20 protein-coding genes are annotated in these 23,481 nt (G+C 38.2%); 15 read left to right on the forward strand and 5 right to left on the reverse strand.

The window, feature by feature from the left end:
• Window positions 1-36 precede the first annotated feature (36 nt).
• Complete coding sequence (locus tag DTA23_RS20645) at window positions 37-2,499, reverse strand: TonB-dependent receptor (protein ID WP_112375895.1); 2,463 nt, start codon at window positions 2,497-2,499, stop codon at window positions 37-39.
• Between the two features lie 275 nt (window positions 2,500-2,774).
• Between DTA23_RS20645 and DTA23_RS20650 the strand changes: the two genes are divergently transcribed.
• The 5 genes from DTA23_RS20650 to DTA23_RS20670 all read left to right on the forward strand — a co-directional run bounded on the left by DTA23_RS20650 (window position 2,775) and on the right by DTA23_RS20670 (window position 7,012).
• A complete protein-coding gene (locus tag DTA23_RS20650; RefSeq protein ID WP_112375896.1) occupies window positions 2,775-3,416 on the forward strand; it encodes a MarR family winged helix-turn-helix transcriptional regulator in 642 nt (213 codons plus the stop codon).
• Window positions 3,417-3,526: 110 nt separating this feature from the next.
• On the forward strand, window positions 3,527-5,005 hold the full coding sequence (gene crtID / locus DTA23_RS20655; RefSeq protein WP_112375897.1) for a bifunctional phytoene desaturase/3,4-desaturase: 1,479 nt from the start codon (window positions 3,527-3,529) through the stop codon (window positions 5,003-5,005).
• Between the two features lie 4 nt (window positions 5,006-5,009).
• On the forward strand, window positions 5,010-5,846 hold the full coding sequence (locus tag DTA23_RS20660) for a phytoene/squalene synthase family protein (protein WP_070567139.1): 837 nt from the start codon (window positions 5,010-5,012) through the stop codon (window positions 5,844-5,846).
• Window positions 5,847-5,855: 9 nt separating this feature from the next.
• Complete coding sequence (locus DTA23_RS20665; protein ID WP_112375898.1) at window positions 5,856-6,314, forward strand: sterol desaturase family protein; 459 nt, start codon at window positions 5,856-5,858, stop codon at window positions 6,312-6,314.
• Complete coding sequence (locus DTA23_RS20670; RefSeq protein ID WP_112375899.1) at window positions 6,311-7,012, forward strand: lycopene cyclase domain-containing protein; 702 nt, start codon at window positions 6,311-6,313, stop codon at window positions 7,010-7,012. Before DTA23_RS20665 ends, DTA23_RS20670 begins: the two co-directional genes overlap by 4 nt.
• 136 nt (window positions 7,013-7,148) lie before the next feature.
• Here DTA23_RS20670 and DTA23_RS20675 read toward each other — a convergent pair whose 3' ends face one another.
• Both DTA23_RS20675 and DTA23_RS20680 read right to left on the reverse strand, forming a co-directional pair.
• Window positions 7,149-7,481 carry a DUF2147 domain-containing protein gene (locus DTA23_RS20675; protein ID WP_112375900.1) on the reverse strand — a complete coding sequence of 111 codons (333 nt, stop codon included), beginning with the start codon at window positions 7,479-7,481 and terminating at the stop codon, window positions 7,149-7,151.
• Window positions 7,482-7,556: 75 nt separating this feature from the next.
• On the reverse strand, window positions 7,557-8,081 hold the full coding sequence (locus DTA23_RS20680) for a Crp/Fnr family transcriptional regulator (RefSeq protein ID WP_172462474.1): 525 nt from the start codon (window positions 8,079-8,081) through the stop codon (window positions 7,557-7,559).
• 441 nt (window positions 8,082-8,522) lie between these two features.
• Between DTA23_RS20680 and DTA23_RS20685 the strand changes: the two genes are divergently transcribed.
• The 3 genes from DTA23_RS20685 to DTA23_RS20695 all read left to right on the forward strand — a co-directional run bounded on the left by DTA23_RS20685 (window position 8,523) and on the right by DTA23_RS20695 (window position 11,199).
• Window positions 8,523-9,596: a sensor histidine kinase gene (locus tag DTA23_RS20685; RefSeq protein ID WP_070566801.1), complete on the forward strand. Its 1,074-nt coding sequence runs from the start codon at window positions 8,523-8,525 to the stop codon at window positions 9,594-9,596.
• A 15-nt stretch (window positions 9,597-9,611) separates the two neighbouring features.
• Window positions 9,612-10,541, forward strand: coding sequence for a helix-turn-helix domain-containing protein (locus DTA23_RS20690; protein WP_239468821.1), 930 nt, complete (start codon window positions 9,612-9,614; stop codon window positions 10,539-10,541).
• 76 nt (window positions 10,542-10,617) lie between these two features.
• Window positions 10,618-11,199 carry an NAD(P)H-dependent oxidoreductase gene (locus tag DTA23_RS20695; protein ID WP_112375902.1) on the forward strand — a complete coding sequence of 194 codons (582 nt, stop codon included), beginning with the start codon at window positions 10,618-10,620 and terminating at the stop codon, window positions 11,197-11,199.
• Between the two features lie 94 nt (window positions 11,200-11,293).
• Here DTA23_RS20695 and DTA23_RS20700 read toward each other — a convergent pair whose 3' ends face one another.
• Both DTA23_RS20700 and DTA23_RS20705 read right to left on the reverse strand, forming a co-directional pair.
• Window positions 11,294-13,309 carry a hypothetical protein gene (locus DTA23_RS20700; RefSeq protein WP_204991001.1) on the reverse strand — a complete coding sequence of 672 codons (2,016 nt, stop codon included), beginning with the start codon at window positions 13,307-13,309 and terminating at the stop codon, window positions 11,294-11,296.
• Between the two features lie 445 nt (window positions 13,310-13,754).
• Complete coding sequence (locus tag DTA23_RS20705; protein WP_112375903.1) at window positions 13,755-14,273, reverse strand: YciE/YciF ferroxidase family protein; 519 nt, start codon at window positions 14,271-14,273, stop codon at window positions 13,755-13,757.
• A gap of 364 nt (window positions 14,274-14,637) precedes the next feature.
• On the opposite strand from DTA23_RS20705, the gene DTA23_RS20710 reads away from it, so the two are divergent.
• The 7 genes from DTA23_RS20710 to DTA23_RS20745 all read left to right on the forward strand — a co-directional run bounded on the left by DTA23_RS20710 (window position 14,638) and on the right by DTA23_RS20745 (window position 23,472).
• Window positions 14,638-15,762, forward strand: a complete 1,125-nt coding sequence (locus DTA23_RS20710; RefSeq protein WP_112375904.1) for an aldo/keto reductase — start codon at window positions 14,638-14,640, stop codon at window positions 15,760-15,762.
• Window positions 15,763-15,870: 108 nt separating this feature from the next.
• The gene (locus tag DTA23_RS20715) at window positions 15,871-16,515 is read left to right on the forward strand and encodes an Imm19 family immunity protein (protein ID WP_083295987.1); all 645 of its coding nucleotides are present in this window, start codon (window positions 15,871-15,873) and stop codon (window positions 16,513-16,515) included.
• A gap of 179 nt (window positions 16,516-16,694) precedes the next feature.
• Window positions 16,695-17,246 (forward strand): putative glycolipid-binding domain-containing protein, encoded by a 552-nt coding sequence (locus DTA23_RS20720; RefSeq protein WP_070566793.1) that lies wholly within the window; start codon window positions 16,695-16,697, stop codon window positions 17,244-17,246.
• Between the two features lie 138 nt (window positions 17,247-17,384).
• Entirely contained in the window at window positions 17,385-17,723 is a 339-nt protein-coding gene (locus DTA23_RS20725; protein WP_070566791.1) for a hypothetical protein, read from the forward strand.
• A gap of 566 nt (window positions 17,724-18,289) precedes the next feature.
• Window positions 18,290-18,826, forward strand: coding sequence for an RNA polymerase sigma-70 factor (locus tag DTA23_RS20735; protein ID WP_112375906.1), 537 nt, complete (start codon window positions 18,290-18,292; stop codon window positions 18,824-18,826).
• 163 nt (window positions 18,827-18,989) lie between these two features.
• Complete coding sequence (locus DTA23_RS20740; RefSeq protein ID WP_167450485.1) at window positions 18,990-19,880, forward strand: FecR family protein; 891 nt, start codon at window positions 18,990-18,992, stop codon at window positions 19,878-19,880.
• 85 nt (window positions 19,881-19,965) lie between these two features.
• Window positions 19,966-23,472, forward strand: coding sequence for a TonB-dependent receptor (locus DTA23_RS20745; protein WP_070566785.1), 3,507 nt, complete (start codon window positions 19,966-19,968; stop codon window positions 23,470-23,472).
• The last annotated feature ends 9 nt before the right edge of the window (window positions 23,473-23,481 follow it).

A 23,481-nucleotide genomic window follows, 5' to 3' on the forward strand; every position in this document is an offset into this window, starting at 1 on the left:
CCACGAATCATCTGTGATGATCAAAGTATTGATGGGTTAATCTATCCTCGAATCCTTTTCGAGCTTTTTGGTCTGTTTTGCTGAAAAGGTTTTTCCAAAATTGTAGCTGAAACTCAATTTTGCATAGCGCGACTTCAATTTATTCACTGTTTCAATGCTAATCACATTGCCTAAACTGGAAATAGGTCCTTTTTGTAAGTTGAAAATATCCTCAATCGTGAGGGATATATTTAACTTGTCCTGAAGCACTTTTTGCTGTAAACCCGTCGTGATATATCCCGTTGCGCCATATTGCATTTGAAAACTATTTCTTTTCGATGCATAAAAGCCGAGTATTTGAACAGTAGTCTTTGGCAGAATATAGATAAAAGTATTGATCGACCCACTAAAGTTGACAATCCCTGGTAACAAAATATCTTCTGTATTGTTCGATCTGAAAGTTGGGCGTTGTGCTGATAAATATGTACTGACATTCACGCTGCTTCCAAACTTGTTTTGCGACATGACATAACCTCCGATTTGGTTTAGATTATAATCATTATAATAGTTAAACTCTGGACTTCCAACCTCCTCATTATATCTGGAGATATATGTAAACATATTCTTCGAAGAGTTTCCATATAAAGAAAAGATCAGTGAGTGGTTGCTATTCCACTTATGTGAATATTGCAGATCTAGCCTATTCGCAAAATATGGCTTCAAATGTGTGTTACCGTTGGTGAAATAGATAGGATTATTGTTCACCGCAAATGGATTGAGCATACTATACCCGGGACGTTCGATTCTTCTGTTCCCTGATAAAGCAATGCTGTTTTTAAGGTCTTTGAAATCATAACGTATATTAAAGTTGGGAAATAAATTAAGATAGTTGTTTTTAATTTGTTCGTCAGTTAAAACGGCTCGTAATTTATAGTCGAATGATTCTAATCGCAAGCCTAAATCGAAGGAGAAGTGTTTCAATTTGCCATTCAGAGAAGAATAGGCTGCAAGTATATTTTCGTTATATTGAACCTTATTTTCACTATTTAATTCACCTGCATCGATAATTCCATCTGTGGCTAGATTCTTAAAGAAGCTTTCTGTATTTGCACGGGCATATTTTGCACCGAATTTTAGATCAATACCCTTTCCAATGTTTGTTTTGTAATCTGTATTGAATGTCCAGATTTCATATGGTCTGGAAGTAATAAAATTTCTGCTATCATTTTCTGAGGAATTAATTTCCGTGTTAGAAAAATCATATGCCTTTCTCCAGAATGAAGTGTTATTCTCATTCGAGTATTTCGAGTAATTCATACCGATCGAAAGCTTGCTTTTCGTTTTAAAATCTTTATCATAAATGAAGTCGGCGATATGAAAATTATTGTCCAAAAACATGAAGTCCTGCTGTTTAAGCTGCCTTTGAAATTGATCTTCCCGATTATAGATCGTAGCGTCTCTTTCATTAGGAAATTTGCCATAAAAGCTGGCGTACCAATAATTAAAAGAAAGTGTGCTCGTCGAATCAATATTATAAAGTGTATTGGTTTTCATGGAATGTGTTCTTTGGGATCTTTGGCTGGCCTGTTCTTGTCTATAGAGATAACTAGAATCGGGTAAGTAATAGTTTTTTATTAGATCGTTTCGTTTATGTAGGTTTTCACTATATGAAAAATTATAGCCCACTGAAATTTCAAACTTACTTTTTTTAAGATTTAAATTGAGCGATTGGTCCGTCCCCCAAAGGGTGGAAACACTTGTACTTGCCGACCCAAAGAAGCCCAAATTGGAATTTTTCTTAAGTCTGATATCGAGCACACCTCCATCTCCGGCGGAATCATATGCCGCACCCGGACTTGTAAGCACGTTAACGGACGAGACCTCATTGCTCGGTAGAGATTTCAGGTAGTTCAATAAATCTTGACCACCCAAATTGACTTTCCGACCATTGATCAATACAGTAGCTCCTTTTCCAAGCAATTGTAATTTGCCTTCCATTTCATCAACTGTTAATCCCGGAACCTGCTTGAGCAGTTCTGCTATATTTGTACTATTGCCTAGTATATTGTTTTCCGCATTAAATCTATACCCACCGGTAATAAGTTCTAGGGGAGGTTTTCTGGAAGAAACTGCAACCTCCTCAAGCTTATTGTCAATCTTATGAAGCTTTATAGTACCCATATCTATATTGCTCCCGTTGGGTATTACAATTCTTTTTATCTGAAACTGAAAGCCCATATGATTGATTTTTAGGTAAAATGAACGCTGACTATGGGTCAATTGGAAGTCCCCACTTTCATTTGTCACCACTGTTCTGACAGGATTGCTGCCACTTTGATGATCCAGTAAGGATATGGAAACTAAATGAACAGGTTCGTTAGTAATAGAATCAACTACTTTGCCCGTAACAGTAAAGGTTGAATCGATGAATGAAATGATCGTCGTGTTAGACGAAGCATGAGATATAGCGAAAAACAACAGGTATGGGAGAACTAGGGCAATTTTTTTTAACTCTTTCATGTATTTAAGGTTCTTGTGCAAAGCTTGATGACAATTGTTTGCAGTTAGTGACTATAGGTTAGTCGAGCTCACGGAAAAAATGTTGCACGTGTAATAATAAAAACGAACATAACTTTAGAACCTTGGTCTTGTTATAGTTAAAGCAAGTCTCTATCCTCGATGGGTTACAGTTTGCCACTATTAAGGCTATGATGTTGGTTTATTTTTATTCTAAAAAATATTATTTTTAAAATAATTAAAACAAATATGGTATATTTATGTTCTAAATAAAGTGTATGAAATATCAGCTTTTAAAAGAAATCATTGGATTAGTTGAAGAGTTTGAACAGGAAAACGTAGACGGAATCTATAGCACTGACGCAAATGGATTTAAACGTTGGATAGTAACAAAGGCAACCGATGTTCTCGAAGAACCCAATTGGGACGGTAAGGAAAATGGGCGTAGTCCGGAAAGTGTCATCAGCACGTTAATAGTGCATATGAATAGGTTCGCAAAAAGTTATTCAAAGGCTGCTATTTGGGAATCTGATTTTTCCACACAAGAGGAGTTTATCTATCTTATTACACTACGGTCCTTTGATAAGATGACAAAAATGGAATTGATCAGAAGGAATATTCATGAAAAACCAGCCGGCATGGCCATTATAAACCGTTTGATCAAACAAGGTTGGATACGTCAACACGATTCAAAACTGGACCGCCGCAGTAAGTTGCTGTACATCACGGAAAATGGCTTGTCGGCATTGGACCGGCAAATGGGAAAAATACGTCATGCGACGCAGATTGTTTCAGGCGATTTGACCTACCACGAAAAAATAACATTGATAAGTTTATTGGATAAACTGAGCAAATTTCATCAATTAATCTATGATAGAAATATTGCACCGGAAAAATTGCTGGAGCAAGTGAAGTTATAATCCACATCGGGATGCGATAGAAATGACAAAAATCAATAGGATGTGTACATTACTAGTTGCGGTGCCAATAAGTATTGGGAATTGCCCAAGTAGTTTAGCTAAAAAAACAAATGAAAAAGAAGGTAGCCGTTATTGGCGCAGGTTTTTCGGGTCTTTCAGCGGCAGCGTATCTTGCTAAAGCAGGGTACGATGTGCATGTTTTTGAGAAACATACGCAGCCCGGTGGAAGGGCGAGACAATTCAGTACGAAAGAAGGATTTAAATTTGATATGGGACCGAGCTGGTACTGGATGCCCGATATCATTGAGTCCTTTTTTTCGGATTTTGGATGCAGCACAGCTGATTTTTTTGAGCTTGTATCGCTCAATCCTCAATTTGAAATGATATTTGACTCCGGACAAGTTCGTGTTCCGGAATCCTATCAGCAATTAAAACTATTATTTGAACAGATCGAACCTGGGGCTGGTACGCAGTTAGATCGATTTATGGAAGCTGCAAAATTTAAGTATGAAGTGGGGATGCGGGATTTCGGCAATAAACCCTGTCACAATTGGGGCGAATTTCTCTCTCCAAAGATTGCACTTAGCGCTTTTAAGCTAGATTTGCTTTCCAATTTCCGATCCTATGTTGCCAAATATTTTAAGGACCAACGATTGCGGACATTAATGGAATTTCCGGTCATATTTCTGGGCGCCTCACCCAAGGATATTCCGGCATTATATAGCCTGATGAACTACGGCGGTTACGCACTTGGCACTCATTATCCGAAAGGAGGTTTTTTTCAATTAGTACTGGCGATGCAGCAAGTAGCGGAGAGGCAAGGTGTCACTTTTCATTTCGATCATAATGTTGATACATTAAAAATTGAAAAGAATAAGATCACTTCATTAGGTGTTAATGGCGTAGATTACGCATTTGATCTTGTGGTTGCATCCGCTGATTATCATCATATCGAAACACTACTTACCAAGGATTTGAGAAACTATGATGAAGATTATTGGAAGAGTAGGACCTTTGCCCCTTCGAGTTTGATATATTATCTGGGGATGAAATCGTCCATTCCAAATCTAACACACCATACACTGTTCTTTGAGCATCCGTTGGACGATCATATTGACTGTATATATGGTGAAAAAAAATGGCCCCAAAATCCACTGTTCTATGTATGTTGTCCATCCAAAAGGGATCCTCATGTGGCTCCCCCAGGCAGTGAGAACCTCTTCTTGTTGATGCCGTTGGCGACAGCTATCTCAGACGATGATGAAACACGTGAAAAATACCTAATTAAGATGTTAGAGCGTTTGGAAAAGCATACTGGTACAAAAAACCTATACGAGCAGATTACATACAAGAGAAGTTACTGCGTAAGCGACTTTATCAGCGATTACAATGCTTACGCTGGAAATGCTTATGGGCTAGCAAATACATTAAAACAGACAGCGGTATGGAAACCCAAGATTAGAAATAAGAAAGTCCATAATCTTTTTTATTCAGGTCAGCTGACAGTTCCTGGTCCCGGAGTACCTCCATCCATCTTATCGGGGAAAATTGTTGCCAAAGAAGCCATTGAATTATATCGTAAAACATAAGACCATGAAAAAGCTATTTGATGAACTCGCTTATGAAGTAAGCAAAAAAACAACTGAAAAGTATAGTACAAGTTTCTCGCTTGGTATATTGGCCCTCAAGCCAAGCATTAGGGCTAGTATTTATGCAATCTATGGCTACGTAAGGTTGGCTGATGAAATAGTCGATAGTTTTCATGGTTATGATAAGCAGCGACTTTTGGCGAGGTTATACCTCGAGACTAACTGTGCTTTAGAGGAAGGTATCTCATTAAATCCGATATTACAGTCTTTTCAGGAGACGGTGCATAAGTATGCTATCGACATCGAGCTGATCCGACAATTTCTGCATAGCATGGAAATGGATCTGAATAAGGTCGACTATAATTCCGAACGTTATAAAGAATATATTTATGGTTCGGCTGAAGTGGTGGGGCTGATGTGTTTACAGGTTTTTACAGAAGGTAATAGACAGCGCTATGAGGAGTTAAAACCTTACGCCATGAAACTGGGTTCTGCATTTCAAAAAATAAACTTCTTGCGTGACCTCAAGGAAGATTATCAGGTGCTTGGACGTACCTATTTTCCAAACCTGGATATGGCGGTGTTTGACAATGCACTCAAAAGCCAGATTGAGGATGAGATACACAGCGAATTTAAGGAAGCGCTTTTGGGAATCAAAAAATTGCCTGCATCGGCAAAATTTGGCGTTTATCTGGCTTATAAATATTATCTTTCACTATTTGCGAAGATTCGGAAAAAATCCTCCAAAGAAATTTTGGAAAGCAGGATTAGGATACCTAATGCACAAAAAGCCTACGTTGCTTTTAAAAGTTATCTACGTTACAAAGCTGCTTACTTATAAAATAGAGTTATGAATTTTATTACAGTATTGGTCACTTTTATTGCTATGGAGGGCGCCACCTGGCTTATCCATAAATACATTATGCACGGCTTTCTCTGGATATTACATCGCGATCACCATGATCACAGCAATGTGGGGTTTCTGGAAAAGAATGATTACTTTTTTATCATTTTTGCCCTTCCCACGATCGCGTTGATGTATTTTGGGTCGTTAAAGGGGTACAATTATCTGTTTTATATTGGATTGGGAATTATGCTCTATGGTATGGCATATTTCTTTGTGCATGATATATTTATCCATCAACGTTTCAAATGGTTGAGTAAAACGAATAACCCTTACTTTTTAGCGCTTCGTCGCGCCCATAAACAACACCATAAACATTTAGGCAAAGAGGAGGGCGAGTGTTTTGGCTTTTTATATGTTCCAATGAAATACTTTAAAATGTATACTAACAATGAAAAAATATGATGCAATATACTTATTCGCTTATCTTATTTTTTACGGTCATAATCTGTTTTGTCGCATCCTTCGACAAGCGGCTTCGATTCGATCGTGAGTTCATCCCATTTTTAAAGGCATCAGCGCTTGTTGCTGTATTTTTTATAACTTGGGATGTCTGGTTTACCAGTAAGGGAGTGTGGTGGTTTGACACAAGATATACCTTGGGACTGGCTATAGCAGGACTACCATTGGAAGAATGGCTATTCTTTATCTTCATCCCTTTTTCATGTATTTTTACCTATTTCTGCATCGATAAATTTTTTAGATTACAATCGCTATCGGCTTTTAATAATGTTGTTGTCTTTGTAAGTTTCATTATATGTGCTGTTGTTGCCCTTCGATATGCTGACAGAATCTATACCGTAGTTACCGCTGCTGTGACTATGGTGACATTGGTGCTTTTTCACTTTGTATTTCGGATACAATGGATTACGCAGGCCTCTTTAGTCTTCACTTTGCTGATGCTGGGCTTTTTACCTGTCAACGGCATACTTACCGGAACAGGATTGGAGTCCCCTATTGTCAATTACAATCCAATGGAATTTATGGGGATTAGGGTACTTACGATTCCGGTTGAAGATGCAGTGTACGGATACACTCAGTTTTTGTGGGTTCTTTACTTTTTCAAAAAGTTTCAAAGTATGCCCCTAAAATCCAATCTATAAAGTGGATGCATTTGGACAGCTCAAATAAGCTCAGAAATCCGCTGCTTGATTTTTTGGAAAGTAAATCCATGTTTGTAATGGATTTACTTTATCGACTCTCACTTTGAATTAAAAATACCTTAATTAATTTTTTTGCTTATTGTTTTACCCAGTAAAAAGTTTTTGAAAAGATGCCTTTATGGGCCACAATTTTCAACTTTTTTCCCTGCAGGTACATTTCGCAATTGCCTTTTTGGCCAGTATCATGGTTTTCCACAGTCCCCTTCCATTCATTTTTTTCAAAACGCACATTGTAGAGGGTTGGACGTCCTTTGGGATCAAGACCAGAAAATTTTCCGTTGCTGTAAGTGATGGTGATAATGAAGCCTTCCTCGGTTTTCCATTTACCTGCAAAATTATCATTGGAGGATTGAGCAACACTCATTATTGCCATGAAGATGATGACAAGGGATGACAGTATTTTTTTCATATGTAATGATTTCATACTGCAAAGCAAATTAAAATAATCTGCAGTGTTTTTAATATATCTTAAAAATGAAATCGACTACCTGCACGCGCGTATCACGCTTAGTGTTTGTTGGGTAATACCCAGATAGGAGGCAATATGTCCCAAGGAGGCTCTTAGCAATATGCCAGGAAATTTGTCGAGCATATTTTTATAGCGTTGCTCGGCAGTTTGAAATTTTAATGCAAGAGTTTTTTCGGATAGCATACTAATCACTTGCAGCGATACCTGCAGCCGGAAGTTCTTAAAAGCAGGGATGCTATTACAGAGTTCGTCGAGTTTGCTATAGGGGATAGCACGCAAACAAGCTTCTTCCAATACCTGTTTACCATAGGGGTGGGGGCGGTCAAAAAAAACACTTTCAAAAGATATCAGGAAATTATTCTCGTCGAAAAAATAATGAGTGATATCCTTTCCATCTAAATTATAAAAAGCGCGTAATAATCCTTTTTCAATAAAATAAACATTTTGGTGGTGATTGTCAGGATGTGCCAGTACAGTACCTTTCGCAAATATTTGTTTACTAAAGGCTCTGCCGATAGCATCACATTCGGCGCTGTTCAATTTTATGTTTCTAAGTAGATAAGATAAGAGTTCCATTTACTTCAAATATAGAAAAATGCAACAGGCTGCCCATAATTCCTCTCCAAATTTATTTGAATATTCTCCAAGTCCATCAGGCAATAAATGGATTAATTTCACCGTTGGCAAAAGAGTGTGAAATGTATGCCCAAGATTGAATTTTTTAATACCTAATGGATTGTGCAGCAAGTTGCTTTAAGTAGGAGATAGTATCTGGTATAAGAAATGATATTTCAGCCCTTACCAAGCTTTCTATTTTGTAGCAATCCTGTAACGATTGATGTCAGTAATCAATTCAGCCCTATTGCTGTTTAAAATGAATTTAAAAATTTTTAGATGGACCCAAATTACGTTTTGAGCTTTAATACCGCAAAACAATATCTGTTTTTTTCTTGTTTTTATTCATAATATATAGGGTATTTAATGAATAAAAACAAGAAAATTAGTGACTTAACTCAACTCAACGAAGACCTGGAAAACTATTTTAGCAATACCATTATCCCGCAGTTATTCGTTGATGCTAACTTAATTTTAAGAAAGTTCACTCCACCAGCAATGAAGCAGTTTGATCTTAAATCTGAATTCATAGGAATGCCGCTAGAGGATATAAGAGAAAATTTTAGATTTCCGACCTTTATCAGTAATATAAACACGGTGATAGCGACAGGTAAAATCTTGGAGAAAGAAATACAGACTACAGATTTAAAGTGGTACCAGATGAATATACTCCCTTATCATGTCCGTAATGAGAACCGGACGAATGGAGTCATTATTACATTTGTAGATATTACGCCAAGAGTAAAGGATCTTAAAGAACAAGAACGGCTTGTTCTAGAACATGAGTTGCTGCTCGATACAATAGCCCATGATATTAAAAATCCATTATTGGTACTTAAACTAACATTTGGGTTAATGAAGGAATTTAAGGATAAAAATTCAGCGAAATTCTTGCCCTTAATGCAAAATCATGAGAAAAGTTTGGTAGAAATAAAAAAAATAATAGATGATCTGACCGAAAGTCGTTGGGAAAAGCAGAAGTATCAGGCATCAACTGAACTGATCGATCTTCCAAATATTCTAGAGGACGTGCGGTTGAGTTTAGCACCGCAGCTGATAGAAACCGATGCAATCATCCGACAGGATTTAAAAGTTTCGGAATTTACTTTTGTACGACGTAAGCTGCGTAGTGTGCTCTATAATCTGATGAATAATGCGATTAAATATACACCAGAGTCACAGTCTCCAGAAATTCTAGTGCAATCTTTCAAGGAAGATGGCTATGTCGTTATTTCTGTAAAGGATAATGGGATAGGCATGGGGCCAGAAGTGCAGCAGACGATTTTTGAGAAATTTAAACGCGCAACCAAAATGGTCGATGGATCTGGCGTAGGTCTATATTTGGTCAATACGATTGTGACACAAGCTGGTGGAAAGATCGACTTAATAAGTGAGCCTGGGCATGGAACAGAAATAAAGATCTTTTTGAAGCAAGATTAGGTTTGAACTTCGGAAATGATTGATTTAATTGATCATGTTGAATTTGTTCGTAGATTAGAGGAGAAACACCAAAATAGCAGTAGCAAAAGATCAACAGTTTTAATATGGATGCCACAAATCATGAAAGCAGACGAACAGACATACCGTAGTTACAGGCTTTCCATTGCAAGCGAATTTGAAACGGTGTTTTCTCATTTTTATTTTGCAGAGAACAATTCAGCAACTGCCCTAACGAAAACATTGTTGCCGTCTTTTCAGACTATTATGGTGTTCAACTTTGGTACAATAGTCCGATTGGTTTCTGATGCCAAAAATGAAATCGAGGTGGACAAATGCATCGTACTAGGTCCCTTAAAATCTGCCTTTGAATATACACTTCTCCCCGGATCACAAATTTTAGTGGTTAATTTCAAGGGCGATGCATTTTATCGTTTTTTTGGAAAGGCATTTCTTTCACAGCATTTGCCAATAAACCCAGATGAAGTTATAAGTGAAAATTGTTTTAGCTACCTGTGGCATCAGTTGAACGGTATGACAAGTGTATCAGACCGAGTAAACTGCATTCTCGATTTTTGCAGACCTTACTTAAAATCACAGCACAGCACCGCGGCTTTATTGGCTAATTTTAAAGACAGTACACGCAATCCAGTCAAGACCATTGCCGAAGAAACCGGGCAAACTGAAAGAAATGTGCAATTGACGCAAAAAAAGCATTTTGGCTATAGCTCCAAAGAGCTTAGTAGATACCAGCGTTTTGTAAAAGCAATTGAACTGATACAACATGTTCTTTTATCATCGAAAAAAGTGGACTGGTTTGAAATTATAGCTGAATGTGGATATTACGACCAAAGCCAGCTTATCCGGGATTTTAAGCATTTTATCAATCTTTCCCCAAGAAATTTTGTTCGATTTCAGCAAGATATCTGCCGGGCTTCAGGAGAATAGCCTTTTCGTTTTCTTACAATTTTTCCGTTTACTTTCAGGCTATTTTTGTTTTATTCAATTACTTAAAACAAAAAAAATGAAACATCTTATTATTTATGCCCATCCAAATACGGCAAGTTTAAATCATTTATTCAAGCAAACAATTGAAGAAACACTCCTGCAACAAAAGAACGAAGTTGTAGTCAGGGATCTGTATCAGCTTAATTTCGACCCTGTGCTGTCCCTTGAAGATATGGACGGACAACGCAGGGGCATCGTAAGCGAAGCAATTAGAAAGGAACAGCAACATATTGCCTGGGCTGAAGCTGTTACCTTTATTTATCCGATATGGTGGACAGGTATGCCGGCTATGATGAAAGGGTATATCGATAGGGTATTCAGCTACGGATTTGCCTATAGGTACGATAACGGAGTACAAAAAGGACTGTTGGCCGGTAAGACCGCCTACATTATCAATTCACATGGAAAATCAAAGGCTGAATATCAGGAAATAGGAATGGATAGGGCGCTGATACTGACCTCCGACATAGGTATCTATACCTATTGTGGCTTCGATGTGAAGTGCCATTTATTCTTTGACCGTGCCGACCGTGCAGCAGCAGAAACGATAGATGAATGGAAAATGGAAATCGTTGATGCTTATTCCTTGGTTCGATAAAGTCCTTTTACCAAGAAGTTAATTTCAGCTATATTAACTTCTTGGGAGGACGGAGGTGATCTTGATCGGATATGCTATCAACTTTTTTGTTCATCTATTTTCTTGTTATTCTAACCATCCCAGCTCCGGCTAATTCGTAAAAACCAGTACGACTTGAATGCACACGTTTATATGATGATTTAACTTTTTGTTCTACGCTTATTTTGGTTAATACTTCTCTGGAAAAGCCTAAAAGCCTCATTTGTGCCCGGAGCAGATCACTGCCCTCCAATCGGAAAGTGACTGAATCTTTGCCGGCTCGAAAGTTTGAAATTGGGTAATTTATAAAAACTATTCCACCCCAATTGGCCACTTTAAAATACTGTCGTGGTATGATACCAAAGGCCAGTCCGGCGCCATATACTTCCTGGCCGACTTCACCGCTTTTCTCCCAGCCATCATGTATGTCTTGAAGTGGAATCCATAGATCTTTTTGTATTTCACCCGTTTTGGTTTTTTCGACAATCATTTCTGTCGGAAGTAGCGGAGGGTAATAGTAGGCGAGTCGGCCCGCAGCATACTTGATAAATTCCGGGATCAATATTTTTAGCGATGGAAGAATAGCCATTCCTGCTGCCACCTCAAGATAATGATGCAGGGCAGCAAATACTTCCAGCTCTTCGTATGCCGCGGTATAGGGGGCATCTTTCAAGGGAAAAACAGAAAAAAAATAAGGAAAGTTTTTGCCGTAACCATAATTGCATTCCCACAATTGACAGTTTTTAAATATGCCGGCGAGGCAGCAATAGCTTAGTTTTAGGTAATGCTCATCGTCGGTCACCTTATACATCTCCAAAAAGGCCCCCGCAGCAAATGCCGTATTGTTGGCCTGATAAAATATATCAAAGGCCAGACCGTCTAAACTTTTAAGTGCTCTGCTTGCTTCCAGAAAAAATCGTTTTTCTTTGGTCAGCTGCCAGGCCAGGAGCATAACGTGTGCATATGATCCCGGGACGTCTTTTTCACCACCTTTACCTGGAGTCGTTTCGGCTTTTAATACCTCCAAAGTGGTCATCTTATAAAAGACAGGCCATTGATAGTCAAAATGTTTGGCAACCTTTATCGCATAATCTATCGAATCCAGAAATAGTTTTTCAGCCATCTTGTCGCCCCCCAATGCAAGCCTGGCGAGGTTTAACAAGGGGTGATGTAGATACCAGGAGTCCATTACCATCTCACTCTTTTGCTCTTCGGAATGATCCAAGTCATCTTTTAACGAAGGGTGCCACCTGACTAAACTCTTTATAGACTTATCATAAAATGAGGTGAGTCCATCGGAGAGCTCCTGCAACAAAGGGTGCTGCTCTCCGGTCCAGGTAAGATACTCATGCAATGGGAGTATGACGGCAAGCTGCACCATGATTTCTGCAGGCGTTTTGTAGTCGCCCACATAAGCATTCAGATAAGGACTGCAGTCTGTTTGTGTCCAGCAACCTTTGTTGTTCGAAATATTATCCAGGATCTTTTCAGCCGACTGCAGACAATTATGTTGGCTGGCTTCAGGCTTAGGAAGGAGGAGGTATATTGATGCCAGTGAATCGAGGTAACTTTCAACGACCTCGACGTCACTTTCGGGAATCTTTTCATCGAGCTGTACAAAAGCATCCGAAATGATATACTCTTTATTGGCCGGCAATGGTTTTTCAGCGTTTACAGGAAACTGGAACCCCAGTTCTGGCCATTCACCGCCGACAGTTTCCCGGAGTGATACTTCTGTTTCCTGGCAATAGGGAGACATGGCTGTGAGATTCTGAAAATAGAACACCGAACCGGCTTTTGGCTTTGTCATACTAAAATAAAGCTGTCCTGACCAGGACCCTACCTGTTTGGCATGTATTTTTCCCACTGTATTTTCAGTATTTCCATCTTTAGTCAAGGGAACAATATCGCGGGGCCAAAACGGGATAAGAAGCGGTAATTTCGTTCGCAAGGTCGTGGTATAACGAAAGGTGGCGCGCAGACTTTCGGGAGAGAAGACAATGATTCGATAATAGGCTAACCTAGTAGAAGCAGTGATAAGGATCTCATCGGGAGCTTCGGAGATCGTCACCTTTTCAAACCTGCTATTCATCCCAAAGGCCAGTCTAAAGGCTATGCTAGCGCCCGTTGCCAGATAACCACGAGCCAAATCGAATCGCCTGGATTATGAATTTTGAGTCTGTATGTTTTTAGGTCTATTTCAAAAATAGACGTAGAATCTGCTATATCAGCCTGGACCGTTGCTGTCCAAGGAGTGACGGGATTTATCATCATGCTAATTTCTTAACTGTATAATGTGCTTGTCTCCTTATAGGAAGAGAAGCAAGGTAACAATCGTTTTAACAATTGATGTTTATGGTACAACTACGGTGAAAACGTGTTTGTCCTGTTTTTCAATTAGGCTGATGAAAGGAATAACTAAGCTTTGAAGAAAATAAAGTGATTGTGGCTAGGGATAGGATGTGTTTTGCCAAAGATACCTCAATGGACGATTGCACAGGTATAATAAATGCCCGGATTGCCGGGCATTTATTAACTTATGACGCTGACTCGTTTACTGACGAGACGGCTATTTCTGTGAGTAATGTATCGGTTTGCTTTTCCTCATCAAGTGTTTGTTGAAGCAATTGCTCGGCTTCTGTATGGTTCATTAATTTTGCAAATGTGACAAGGCAGCCATAGCTGGCGATTTCATAATGTTCAACTTTTTGGGCTGCAGAAATGAGTGCGGCATCTAGTGCTGGATCGCCTTCAAAATTTTCAATGATTTCATCAGCTTCCTCCAGCAGACCTTCCATAGCTTTACATTTTTTCCCGCGGGCAGCAATGCCCAACGCTCCAAATACTTCTTTAAGCCGCTCGATTTGTCCTTCAGTTTGGCTGTGGTGCTCCTCAAATGCTTGTTTTAATTGTTCGTCTTCTGCGGCTTTGCTCATTTTCTTTAAACCTTTTAAGAGCTGTTTCTCCGCGCCTAAAATATCTTTTAATTCGTCTACAAATAACTCATGTAAATGCTCGTTTGGCATTTGTTGCTGATTTTGATTCGATTTTGCCATAATTCTTTTTAGAGAAGGACATGAGTCAGAAGAAGATCGTTTTTAAAAATTCTTAATTTTGATTTCCGTTTTGTCAATTCGGGAGTACAATTATTGGAAAAGGTCTAGAACGTTTTGCCGGGGATCAACTATTCCTAATTTTTTTAATTGTGCTGGATCATACCAATCTATTTCTTGGTGTGGTCACTAATAGTATGCCATCGTCCTTCATGCGATAGCGATGGTCTGCTATAGTGATGATCTTCTAAAACAAAGCAGGCCTGAGAATGGTTTTTTTAGCAGAATCCTGATTGCTATATGCATATTGAATTTGGCCATTGCAAATAAATAGCACAGTCAAGGGAATTTAGATAAGGTGCCGCGTATGAAAAGAAGAAAATTTATAGTGCAAACAGGCCTTGCAGGATCGGGCTTAATCTTTAGCGCAGCGGCACCTAATATTTTGGTAAGAACAATTAAAGAACATAGTATGGTAAAACCTGATAATTTAAGCAAACACAGACGTTTTCGCTCCAATAATAAAGCCGGGTTTGGTGGCGTGGCATTAGGGAATGGCTTTCAGCAAAACGCAGATCTAGAATGTCTCCAAGCAGTAGAAGCAGCTTGGAATGCTGGGATACGATTATTTGATACTTCCCCATGGTACGGATTGGGCATCAGCGAACGCAGAATGGGCTTGTTTTTAAAAGATCAGCCACGCGACAGCTTTACCCTTTCCACTAAAGTAGGACGACTCTTAGAACCTAAAGAGGACTTTACCATGGAACAGTTGTTATGGAAGGGTAAAATGAATTTTCGTTATCAATACGATTACAGTGCTGCCGGTGTGAGAAAAAGCGTAGAGGATAGCTTACAGCGCATGGGCTTATCATCTATAGATATCGTATATATTCATGATCTTTCACCCGACAATGGTGATATGAAAGACAGCTATGGAAGTTACTTTGAGCAAGCGGCGAAAGGAGCGATGCCCGAGCTGACTAAAATGAGAGAAGAAGGTATAATAAAAGGATGGGGGCTAGGTGTCAATACCATCGAACCAATTTTGCAAACATTAGACATGGCAGATCCCGATATTTTTCTTTCAGCCTGCCAATATTCGTTGATTAAACATGATGACGATTTGAATAAGGTTTTCCCAAAGATCGCTGAGAGAGGGTTGTCGATTGTTGTAGGCGCACCACTGTGTGCTGGATTTCTGTCAGGCAGGGACCGCTACCTATATGATGGAACGTTTCCTGCTGGGGTTAAAGAAAAGTTGAATGCTTTACAAAGGGTGGCTGACGATCATGCTGTAGACCTGCGGACAGCTGCATTGCAATTCGCTGCAGCACCAGACGAGGTTTCAGGAGTGATACCCGGAGCACATACCGTAAAGCAGGCCATTCAAAATGCGGAATCTTTCAAGACTAAAATTTCCGCCGATTTTTGGGAAGAATTAAAACATGAAAAATTAATTGCGGCAAATGCTCCCGTACCAAAAGCATAGCATTTAGAATCGTACCTTAAATAAATTGGCTTGCCGTATCGAATTTGAATAACAGTATCTAAATATGAATAGACAAATTACACAAAACAACATAAAAGACAATACAACATAAAAGACAATACATTCTTTTGGTATAGCTATATTAAATGGTTCAATGGATACGACGAAATAAACGAGATCAACATTGACGAAGCATTAGAAGTTATCGGCATTGACAAAGAAAAATTAGCGGAATGGGAAGAACGATTTTTTTCGCTAGATGACTTTGGAGAAGTTTCAAAATTTATCGAAGGAAAATTAGATGGAGATACGACCTTCTTAATTGAATTTCAAGATCATGAAATTAGATTTTTTCTTAACGACATTTACTTTGGGAAGTTAGGTGGGCATTTTGAAGCTTGGTTTCTAACTTGGGATGAACTGTTATCACTTCAACAGTTTGAACAATTATTTCTGCTTATGTTACCAATGACAGCAATTGAAAGAGAGCAAAGAGACCATGCGAAGCAGATTATATATAACCATTTAAAGACAGTACCACAGTTTGAGCAAAGTGCGGAATATATTTCTAAATGTATTTTAAACGGACTTTTAATTGACGAGGTCTTTTTTGAGCTTGATGAAGTGGGTACAGTAAACAATCAAAATCATAGTGTTCGAAATATTCGAAAATATCCAAGATATAAAGAAAACATAATTGAATTGAATAAAATCTTAAAAAAAAATTGCAATAAAAAACTCGGCTCATTATAGTTACGCCAGATCCGCGGCTCATGAAATTCTGGTGCGATATTTCAAAGAAAATGGCTATGTTGTTATTGCTGAAAAGCTCTTTGATACTTTGCCAAATAAAAAGTTTTTTTAAAATGCCTTAATGCGCCACAATTTTGATTAAAGTCTCTGCAAAAATGAGCGATAAATAAATTTTAAAGATGAAAATATTAATTTGGAAGGGCATTATCTACAATTCCCTCGAATATTTTAAACTGACACAACAGGGAGGCTTTTTTATGGTCGATTCCAACATTATTGGGTATTATGAAGATAAAATCTATACCCTCAAATATCATTTGAAGATTGACGAGCATTGGAATGTTCAAGGTCTTGATTTAGAATATGAAGTGAATGGCGTTAATAAAAGAATAAAAGGAAATAAAGTTAAAAATGACTGGGAAATAAATGGATCGATTATAATCGATTTTCAGGGTATTGATTATATTGATATCTCCCTCACACCATTTACCAATACACTTCCGATCAATAGTTTGAATCTCGAAGTCGGTGAGAGTACGGATATCAAAGTGCTCTATTTTGATATTCTAAACGACGGCATAAAACCAGTTCATCAGAACTATTCGAAAACGAACATGTTAACCTTTCAATACAAGAATGTTCCGAAAGATTTTGAGGCCGACCTTGAAGTAGATCATTTGGGTTTAGTGGTCAATTATCCGGGGTTATTTACCAAGGTAGCCGAAATTTAGCAAGCATCTTCCGGAGCTCAGAAGAACTTCGATTTATAGTCCCTGCGTTTGCACCGGAAAAGGCGAAATCGTGACGAAGTTTCTAAAAACAATATTCCTTTTAGTGCTGTCTTAGCTATGTAACATAAACAGAGCACAATGAATTTTGATATGATTAAATGTGAGGACCTCGGCCAGGCCATACATATACCAAACACGACGGACGACCATCACGAAGAAACCTGGTTTGTGAAATTTGGCGAGGAAATAATAGGTGTTGGACTTTTTCCAAAACAAAGCTCGAACTGCGTTTTGGCAATCGTTGGCGATAGCTATGACGACAAGAAAATACTGGGCGACATTGATGCACATGATAAAGTGATTATTGAAGGATTGAATATCGCTTTTGAAGGCTACTTAAGATCCATCCGCGGTGATGTAGTCATCGGCGAAAAGCAAGTAGATGATTTCTCGCACAATAATCAAAAGTTGGATTAATACCCTATAAAAAAACTGCTCAACTGTTGAGGCAGTTTTTTTTTATCCTTAGCGAAGTACGCTTGTGCGGCTTTCATTTCCGGAAATGAGCATAACAAGGCAGACACGAGGATGTTAAAATATGCTGAAATAGGTTTATCCTCTAATTTAAGAATTAATGTGGATTTTTTTTGTTTAAACAATTGATATTCTTACAGTCAACCAAGTTTGTGTTCCTACGATATTATGGGCTTTATTTTATAATGTAGAGACAAAATATATCGCTGCTGGGGAGTACAGCTACTCTAGTGTGTCGATTGATCCCCAACTTTGCTGCTTCTTATCCAGTTTTAGATCTTTCAATGAAATAAACATATAACTATACCAACGTGATACTATGATTTCGAGTCCAAAGCAAAATTTGGACTAATTTTTTATTTAAAAATTTTATATATCGTTTTATACATTTATAAAAAAATATTAATATTGTATTTATGTAATACATAATATTGTTGGCATTTTTTCTTAATCTAACCAATTAATCTTAAACATCTGCTAACCTTTGAAAGAACATTTTTAATTACGATATGGAATCGAATCAAGTGGAAAGTCGAATAGAGCATAAAATTTTGCGCTGTTTAAAAGACGGAGATATGCAAGCATTTTCCTTAGTTTATAATTTTTACTGGGATGGCCTCTATGACTTTGCTTTACGATTAATGAAGGAAGAAGCGCTAGCACAAGATGTTTTGCATGATGTCTTTACCGAGTTGTGGGCCCGTCATAAACGATTAAACATCCAGTCATCGTTAAAAGATTATTTATTCATTTGTACAAAAAACAGATGTTTTAAGCTGCTGAGGAAATTACGTAGGTTAAATGAAGTAGAGGATCACCTGTTATTAGACATAGCGATTGAGCATGATGAGTTTTCGTATAAAGAGCTTTCTGATCAGCTTGATGGCTTACTAGCAAGACTTCCAATCAAAACAAGGGCAATATTTATTATGAGTCGAGAAGATGATTTATCCTACAAACAAATCGCAAAAAAAATGAATCTTAGTATTAAATCTGTCGAATATCATATATCAAAAGTCTTGAATAAATTACGAAAAGCCTTATAATTATATCCGCCTTTTCGTTAACTTGTCGTATTAACAAATTAAAATCTTTCAAATTCATCTGTATTCTAAGCATATGCCCCTAAACGATAGCGAAGATATAAAAAAACATACTTTTGATCGTATTCTAACAACGATTAGTCGAAAGAAACGTAAAAAGCGTTTGTTGAATGGGGCTATCCTATTTTTTGTTTTATCTATTTGTTCTGCTAGCTTATACTTTTTTTATTCTCGTTCCATTAATATCTCCCCCCAAAAATCTGAGCATATTTATGCGGATATTACAGCTGGAGATATCACAATTTCAGGGTCAAGGCCCATTTCCCTTGTTGAATGGGAGAATAATAAAAACAAACCTTTCAAAGTCAGTAAAAAGAAAGATATGTTGATTATTGAACCGACAGAATCATCAACCTCCGAATTTGATGATGTTGTTCTGCGCGTTGGGGTTGGTGGATTGTATAAGGTTTTGTTAAAAGATGGAACTATAGTATTTCTTAATTCCAATTCCGAGCTAAGCTACAAAGGTGATTTTTTAAAAAATCGGATTTTAAGTTTAAAAGGGGAAGCCTTTTTTGAGGTTGCAAAGAGACAACAGGCTGGTATTAAACAGGAATTTACTGTTCTGACAGGGAAACAGCGGATAGCTGTATTAGGTACTAAGTTTAATGTTTTGTCTCGTGAAAAGATCGAGCAGACTGTATTAACAGAAGGAAGTATAGCTTTGAGAAGTATGAAATCAGGAAAAAATGAGTTTCTTGTTCCTGGAGAGAGAGCCATGCTGGATGATCAAGGATCTATTGATAAAACAACTGCTATAACCGAAGATTATACATCGTGGAAAGATGGTAATTTGTATTACGAAAATAAAAGCTTGCGCTATATTCTCTCAGATCTCGCTAATATTTATCCGATTCATTTTGATCCCAATAAAGTTCCCAATCGAAATTTTACACTTTTTCTTAAAAGAGATCGCTCGTTTTCTGAGATTTTGGATCTCATAAAAAGATCAGGCAATTTGAACATCACGTTAAAAGGTCATGAATTAATTTTTTAAAAAAATTTTTTAGGGTAATCGCGTTTGGGAGACTCTTTATTGTAAGAATGGGAATAATGCCCCTTTTACAATAAAGCCTAAAAATATGAATAAAAAATTTCACCTGAGAAAAAACAAATTTTGGTTTGTTCGGGACCAATCTGCTTTAACTTTTCTAAAGCGATCGTCAAGAATAGGTACTATCCTTGGTTTAATAGCTCTCCAAAGCCTTCCCTTAGCCAAGGCACAAGAATTAAACCTCAATCTAAAAAATGCAACCTTATCAGAGGTCCTAAAAGAGATACGTAAACAAACGGGATATCAGATTATTTATGATTCGGATATTTTGCAAAACAAAAAATTAATCTCTTATTCTGGTTCCAAATTGGATTTGAGGTTAGTGTTGAAAAAAGCGCTCACGGAGCAGGATCTAGATTTTGTGATTGAAGGTAAAACTATTATTGTTAAACCACAGGAAAGGAATAGTTTCAAAAATATCCCAAATCAAAAATTAGAAAAGATAGAGATTAAAGGTACAGTTTTGAATGCATCGGGAAAACCAATTGCGGGTGTGACTGTGACAGAAAGAGGTACCTCAAATACTGTATTGACAGCAGAAGACGGAACATTTACTTTAAAAGTAGCAAATGAAAAATCTATTTTGGATTTTTCCTATGTGGGGTATGCTTCTTTAAGTGAAAATGCTAGTCGCAACCCAATGCTGTTGACAATGGCCAGTCAGGATAGAGCCTTGGAAGAAGTTGTCGTAGTGGGGTACGGAACTCAAAAGAAGGCAAATTTGACTGGTGCGGTTTCTTCCCTTGATGGTAAAGAGTTAGAGTCAAGACCTGTGCAGAATGTTGGACAGGCGCTGCAGGGCATGATTCCTGGGTTGAATTTACAGACAACTGGATTGGGCGGCGAGCTAAATCAAAATCTAAGCGTCAATATCCGTGGTGCGGGGACGATAGGCGTAGGGTCGAGTTCATCAGTTTTGGTTTTAATTGATGGGATGGAAGGTAATATGAATGCGCTGAATCCTCAGGATATTGAAAATATCACCGTGCTTAAAGATGCAGCAGCTTCTGCTATTTACGGCTCCAGGGCACCTTTTGGAGTTATCCTCATTACAACAAAATCTGGAAAATCGGGGAAGATAACAGCAAATTATAACAATAATATAAGACTGGGCAAGCCAAGAGGGCTACCAACGATGTTAGATTCCAAAACATTTGCTTACTATTTTAATGAAGTCGCAGCAAACGATGGTGAGGGTGCAAAATTTTCGCAGGAGGTATTGGAACGGATTGACGCTTATCAGAAAGGAGAAATAGAAACGACAACTACCCCAAATGCTAGTGACAGATTTCAATACTATACGGGATCTAATGGGAATACAAACTGGTTTAAAGAGTTTTATAGGGACTTTACAACTTCCCATGAACATACGCTCAGTTTGAATGGCGGTACTGAAAAGCTAAATTTTTATAGTTCTGCAAATTACATGGATCAAAATGGTTTGAACAGATTTGCCAATGATAATTTTCAACGATATTCGATAGCTACGAAAATCAATGCAAAGATTAGCGATAAGGTGGACCTCATGTACAATACGCGTTTTGTACGTGAAGACTACGAAAAAGCAAGCCATATGAATGATTTATATTATCATAATATAGCGAGAAGATGGCCTACGATACCTTTGTACGACCCAAATGGAAATTATTCCGAACCAAGTGAAATATTGCAGCTGCAGCAAGGAGGACGTTCAAAATTTCAGAAAGATTTTCTTTATCAGCAGCTACAATTACATTATCAGCCAATCAAAAACTGGAATATAACAGGAAATGTCAATTACCGCATTACGACTCAAAATGACCATGCCGAAATTTTGAAAGCTTATTCAAATGATGCAAAAGGAAACCCGTTTCTCCTTGCAGTAGGATACAATGCTGCGGGGTATACCAATGTGTCTGAATACAATCGCAAAGACGAATATTTCAGTACAAATTTCTTTTCAGATTATTCCTTTGACCTCAACGATGATCATCATTTCAAAATTTTGGCTGGTTTCAATTCAGAGCTCAATAAGTATAGAGATCTCAATGGAAGCATGAGCGATCTGATCACAGATAATATACCGACATTGAATACTGCCACCACCAATCCAAGGGCTTCTGGGGGCTATCAACATTGGGCTACCGCTGGTTTTTTTGGACGATTAAACTATAGCTACAAAGATAGGTATCTTTTTGAGGCTAACGGACGATACGACGGCTCTTCACGTTTTCCAAGAGATTTGCGCTGGAATCTCTTCCCCTCAGTTTCCGCTGGATGGAATGTAGCAAATGAGTCATTTTGGCCTATTAAGGAGCATGTTTCCATGTTTAAGTTACGTGGTTCCTATGGCGAGTTGGGAAACCAATATACGGACAATTGGTATCCTTTTTATGCAACAATGCCAGTAAGTATAGCTAATGGTACCTGGCTTTTGAATGGACAAAAAACAAATACAGCCAGTGCACCTGGGCTTATTGCCTCAACTTTGACCTGGGAGCGTGTATCAAGCTGGAATGTGGGGTTGGATCTGCGGGCACTTTCCAATCGTTTAGGTTTATCTCTTGAAGTCTATCGTCGGAATACATTCGATATGATAGGACCAGCACCAGAACTTCCCGCTATTTTGGGTACAGCTGTGCCGCGATTAAACAATGCCGAGATGAACTCCAGAGGCTTTGAAATTGAGTTAAATTGGAAAGATCATATCGGTAAATTGAATTATAGCGCGCGAGCTGTCCTTTCCGACGACCGTCAGACAGTCACCAAATATCCTAATCCTACAGGTACGTTGAGTACCTGGTACGATGGCCGCAAGAATGGGGAGATCTGGGGATATCAAACTTTAGGAATAGCACAGAGCGCAGAAGAAATGGCTGCACACCTCGCTAATGCCAAACAGTCTTTCGGGACAAACTGGCAAGCTGGGGATATTATGTATGCTGATCTCAACGGGGACGGTCAGGTTAATAATGGAGCCAATACGTTGGCGAACCCAGGGGATCTGGCAATTATAGGAAATTCGGCCCCACGCTATCGTTATAGTTTTGATTTAAATTTCAATTATAGTGGATTCGATTTAGGGATTTTCTTGCAAGGTGTTGGAAAACGCGATTATATGCCCAATGGCCCATATTTTTGGGGGGCGAATGGCGGGATGTGGCAGTCTGCTGGATTTGTTGAGAATATGAACTTCTACCGCGATGAGAATTCCACGATGGTACAGAACGGTGTTTTAGGTGTTAATAAAGATTCCTATTTACCAAGACCTTATTTTAACACCTCAAAAAATCAGCAAACACAAACTAAATATTTGCAGAGCGCCGCTTATTTACGTTTAAAGAATGCTCAATTTGGATATACGTTTTCTCCACAGCTATTGGCCAAGATAGGATTTACCAAAATTCGTATTTATGCATCAGGTGAGAATTTGTTGACTTTTACCAAAATGGCTAAGGTTTTTGATCCGGAAACCGTTGGACTAGGAGGATGGAACGATGGAAAAACATATCCATTTTCGACGACTTATTCTTTTGGCCTTAACTTGAATTTTTAATTAGATATA

It is taken from the genome of Sphingobacterium multivorum (assembly GCF_900457465.1).
Classification (GTDB): Bacteria; Bacteroidota; Bacteroidia; order Sphingobacteriales; family Sphingobacteriaceae; genus Sphingobacterium; species Sphingobacterium multivorum.

What these genes read in the sequence shown, in the direction of transcription:
- DTA23_RS20645 (WP_112375895.1), bottom strand. Translation starts at nt 2,499, where the DNA reads ATGAAAGAGTTAAAAAAAATTGCCCTAGTTCTCCCATACCTGTTGTTT.
- DTA23_RS20650 (WP_112375896.1), top strand. Translation starts at nt 2,775, where the DNA reads ATGAAATATCAGCTTTTAAAAGAAATCATTGGATTAGTTGAAGAGTTT.
- crtID (WP_112375897.1), top strand. Translation starts at nt 3,527, where the DNA reads ATGAAAAAGAAGGTAGCCGTTATTGGCGCAGGTTTTTCGGGTCTTTCA.
- DTA23_RS20660 (WP_070567139.1), top strand. Translation starts at nt 5,010, where the DNA reads ATGAAAAAGCTATTTGATGAACTCGCTTATGAAGTAAGCAAAAAAACA.
- DTA23_RS20665 (WP_112375898.1), top strand. Translation starts at nt 5,856, where the DNA reads ATGAATTTTATTACAGTATTGGTCACTTTTATTGCTATGGAGGGCGCC.
- DTA23_RS20670 (WP_112375899.1), top strand. Translation starts at nt 6,311, where the DNA reads ATGATGCAATATACTTATTCGCTTATCTTATTTTTTACGGTCATAATC.
- DTA23_RS20675 (WP_112375900.1), bottom strand. Translation starts at nt 7,481, where the DNA reads ATGAAAAAAATACTGTCATCCCTTGTCATCATCTTCATGGCAATAATG.
- DTA23_RS20685 (WP_070566801.1), top strand. Translation starts at nt 8,523, where the DNA reads ATGAATAAAAACAAGAAAATTAGTGACTTAACTCAACTCAACGAAGAC.
- DTA23_RS20690 (WP_239468821.1), top strand. Translation starts at nt 9,612, where the DNA reads ATGATTGATTTAATTGATCATGTTGAATTTGTTCGTAGATTAGAGGAG.
- DTA23_RS20695 (WP_112375902.1), top strand. Translation starts at nt 10,618, where the DNA reads ATGAAACATCTTATTATTTATGCCCATCCAAATACGGCAAGTTTAAAT.
- DTA23_RS20700 (WP_204991001.1), bottom strand. Translation starts at nt 13,309, where the DNA reads ATGAATAGCAGGTTTGAAAAGGTGACGATCTCCGAAGCTCCCGATGAG.
- DTA23_RS20705 (WP_112375903.1), bottom strand. Translation starts at nt 14,273, where the DNA reads ATGGCAAAATCGAATCAAAATCAGCAACAAATGCCAAACGAGCATTTA.
- DTA23_RS20710 (WP_112375904.1), top strand. Translation starts at nt 14,638, where the DNA reads ATGAAAAGAAGAAAATTTATAGTGCAAACAGGCCTTGCAGGATCGGGC.
- DTA23_RS20720 (WP_070566793.1), top strand. Translation starts at nt 16,695, where the DNA reads ATGAAAATATTAATTTGGAAGGGCATTATCTACAATTCCCTCGAATAT.
- DTA23_RS20725 (WP_070566791.1), top strand. Translation starts at nt 17,385, where the DNA reads ATGAATTTTGATATGATTAAATGTGAGGACCTCGGCCAGGCCATACAT.
- DTA23_RS20735 (WP_112375906.1), top strand. Translation starts at nt 18,290, where the DNA reads ATGGAATCGAATCAAGTGGAAAGTCGAATAGAGCATAAAATTTTGCGC.
- DTA23_RS20745 (WP_070566785.1), top strand. Translation starts at nt 19,966, where the DNA reads ATGAATAAAAAATTTCACCTGAGAAAAAACAAATTTTGGTTTGTTCGG.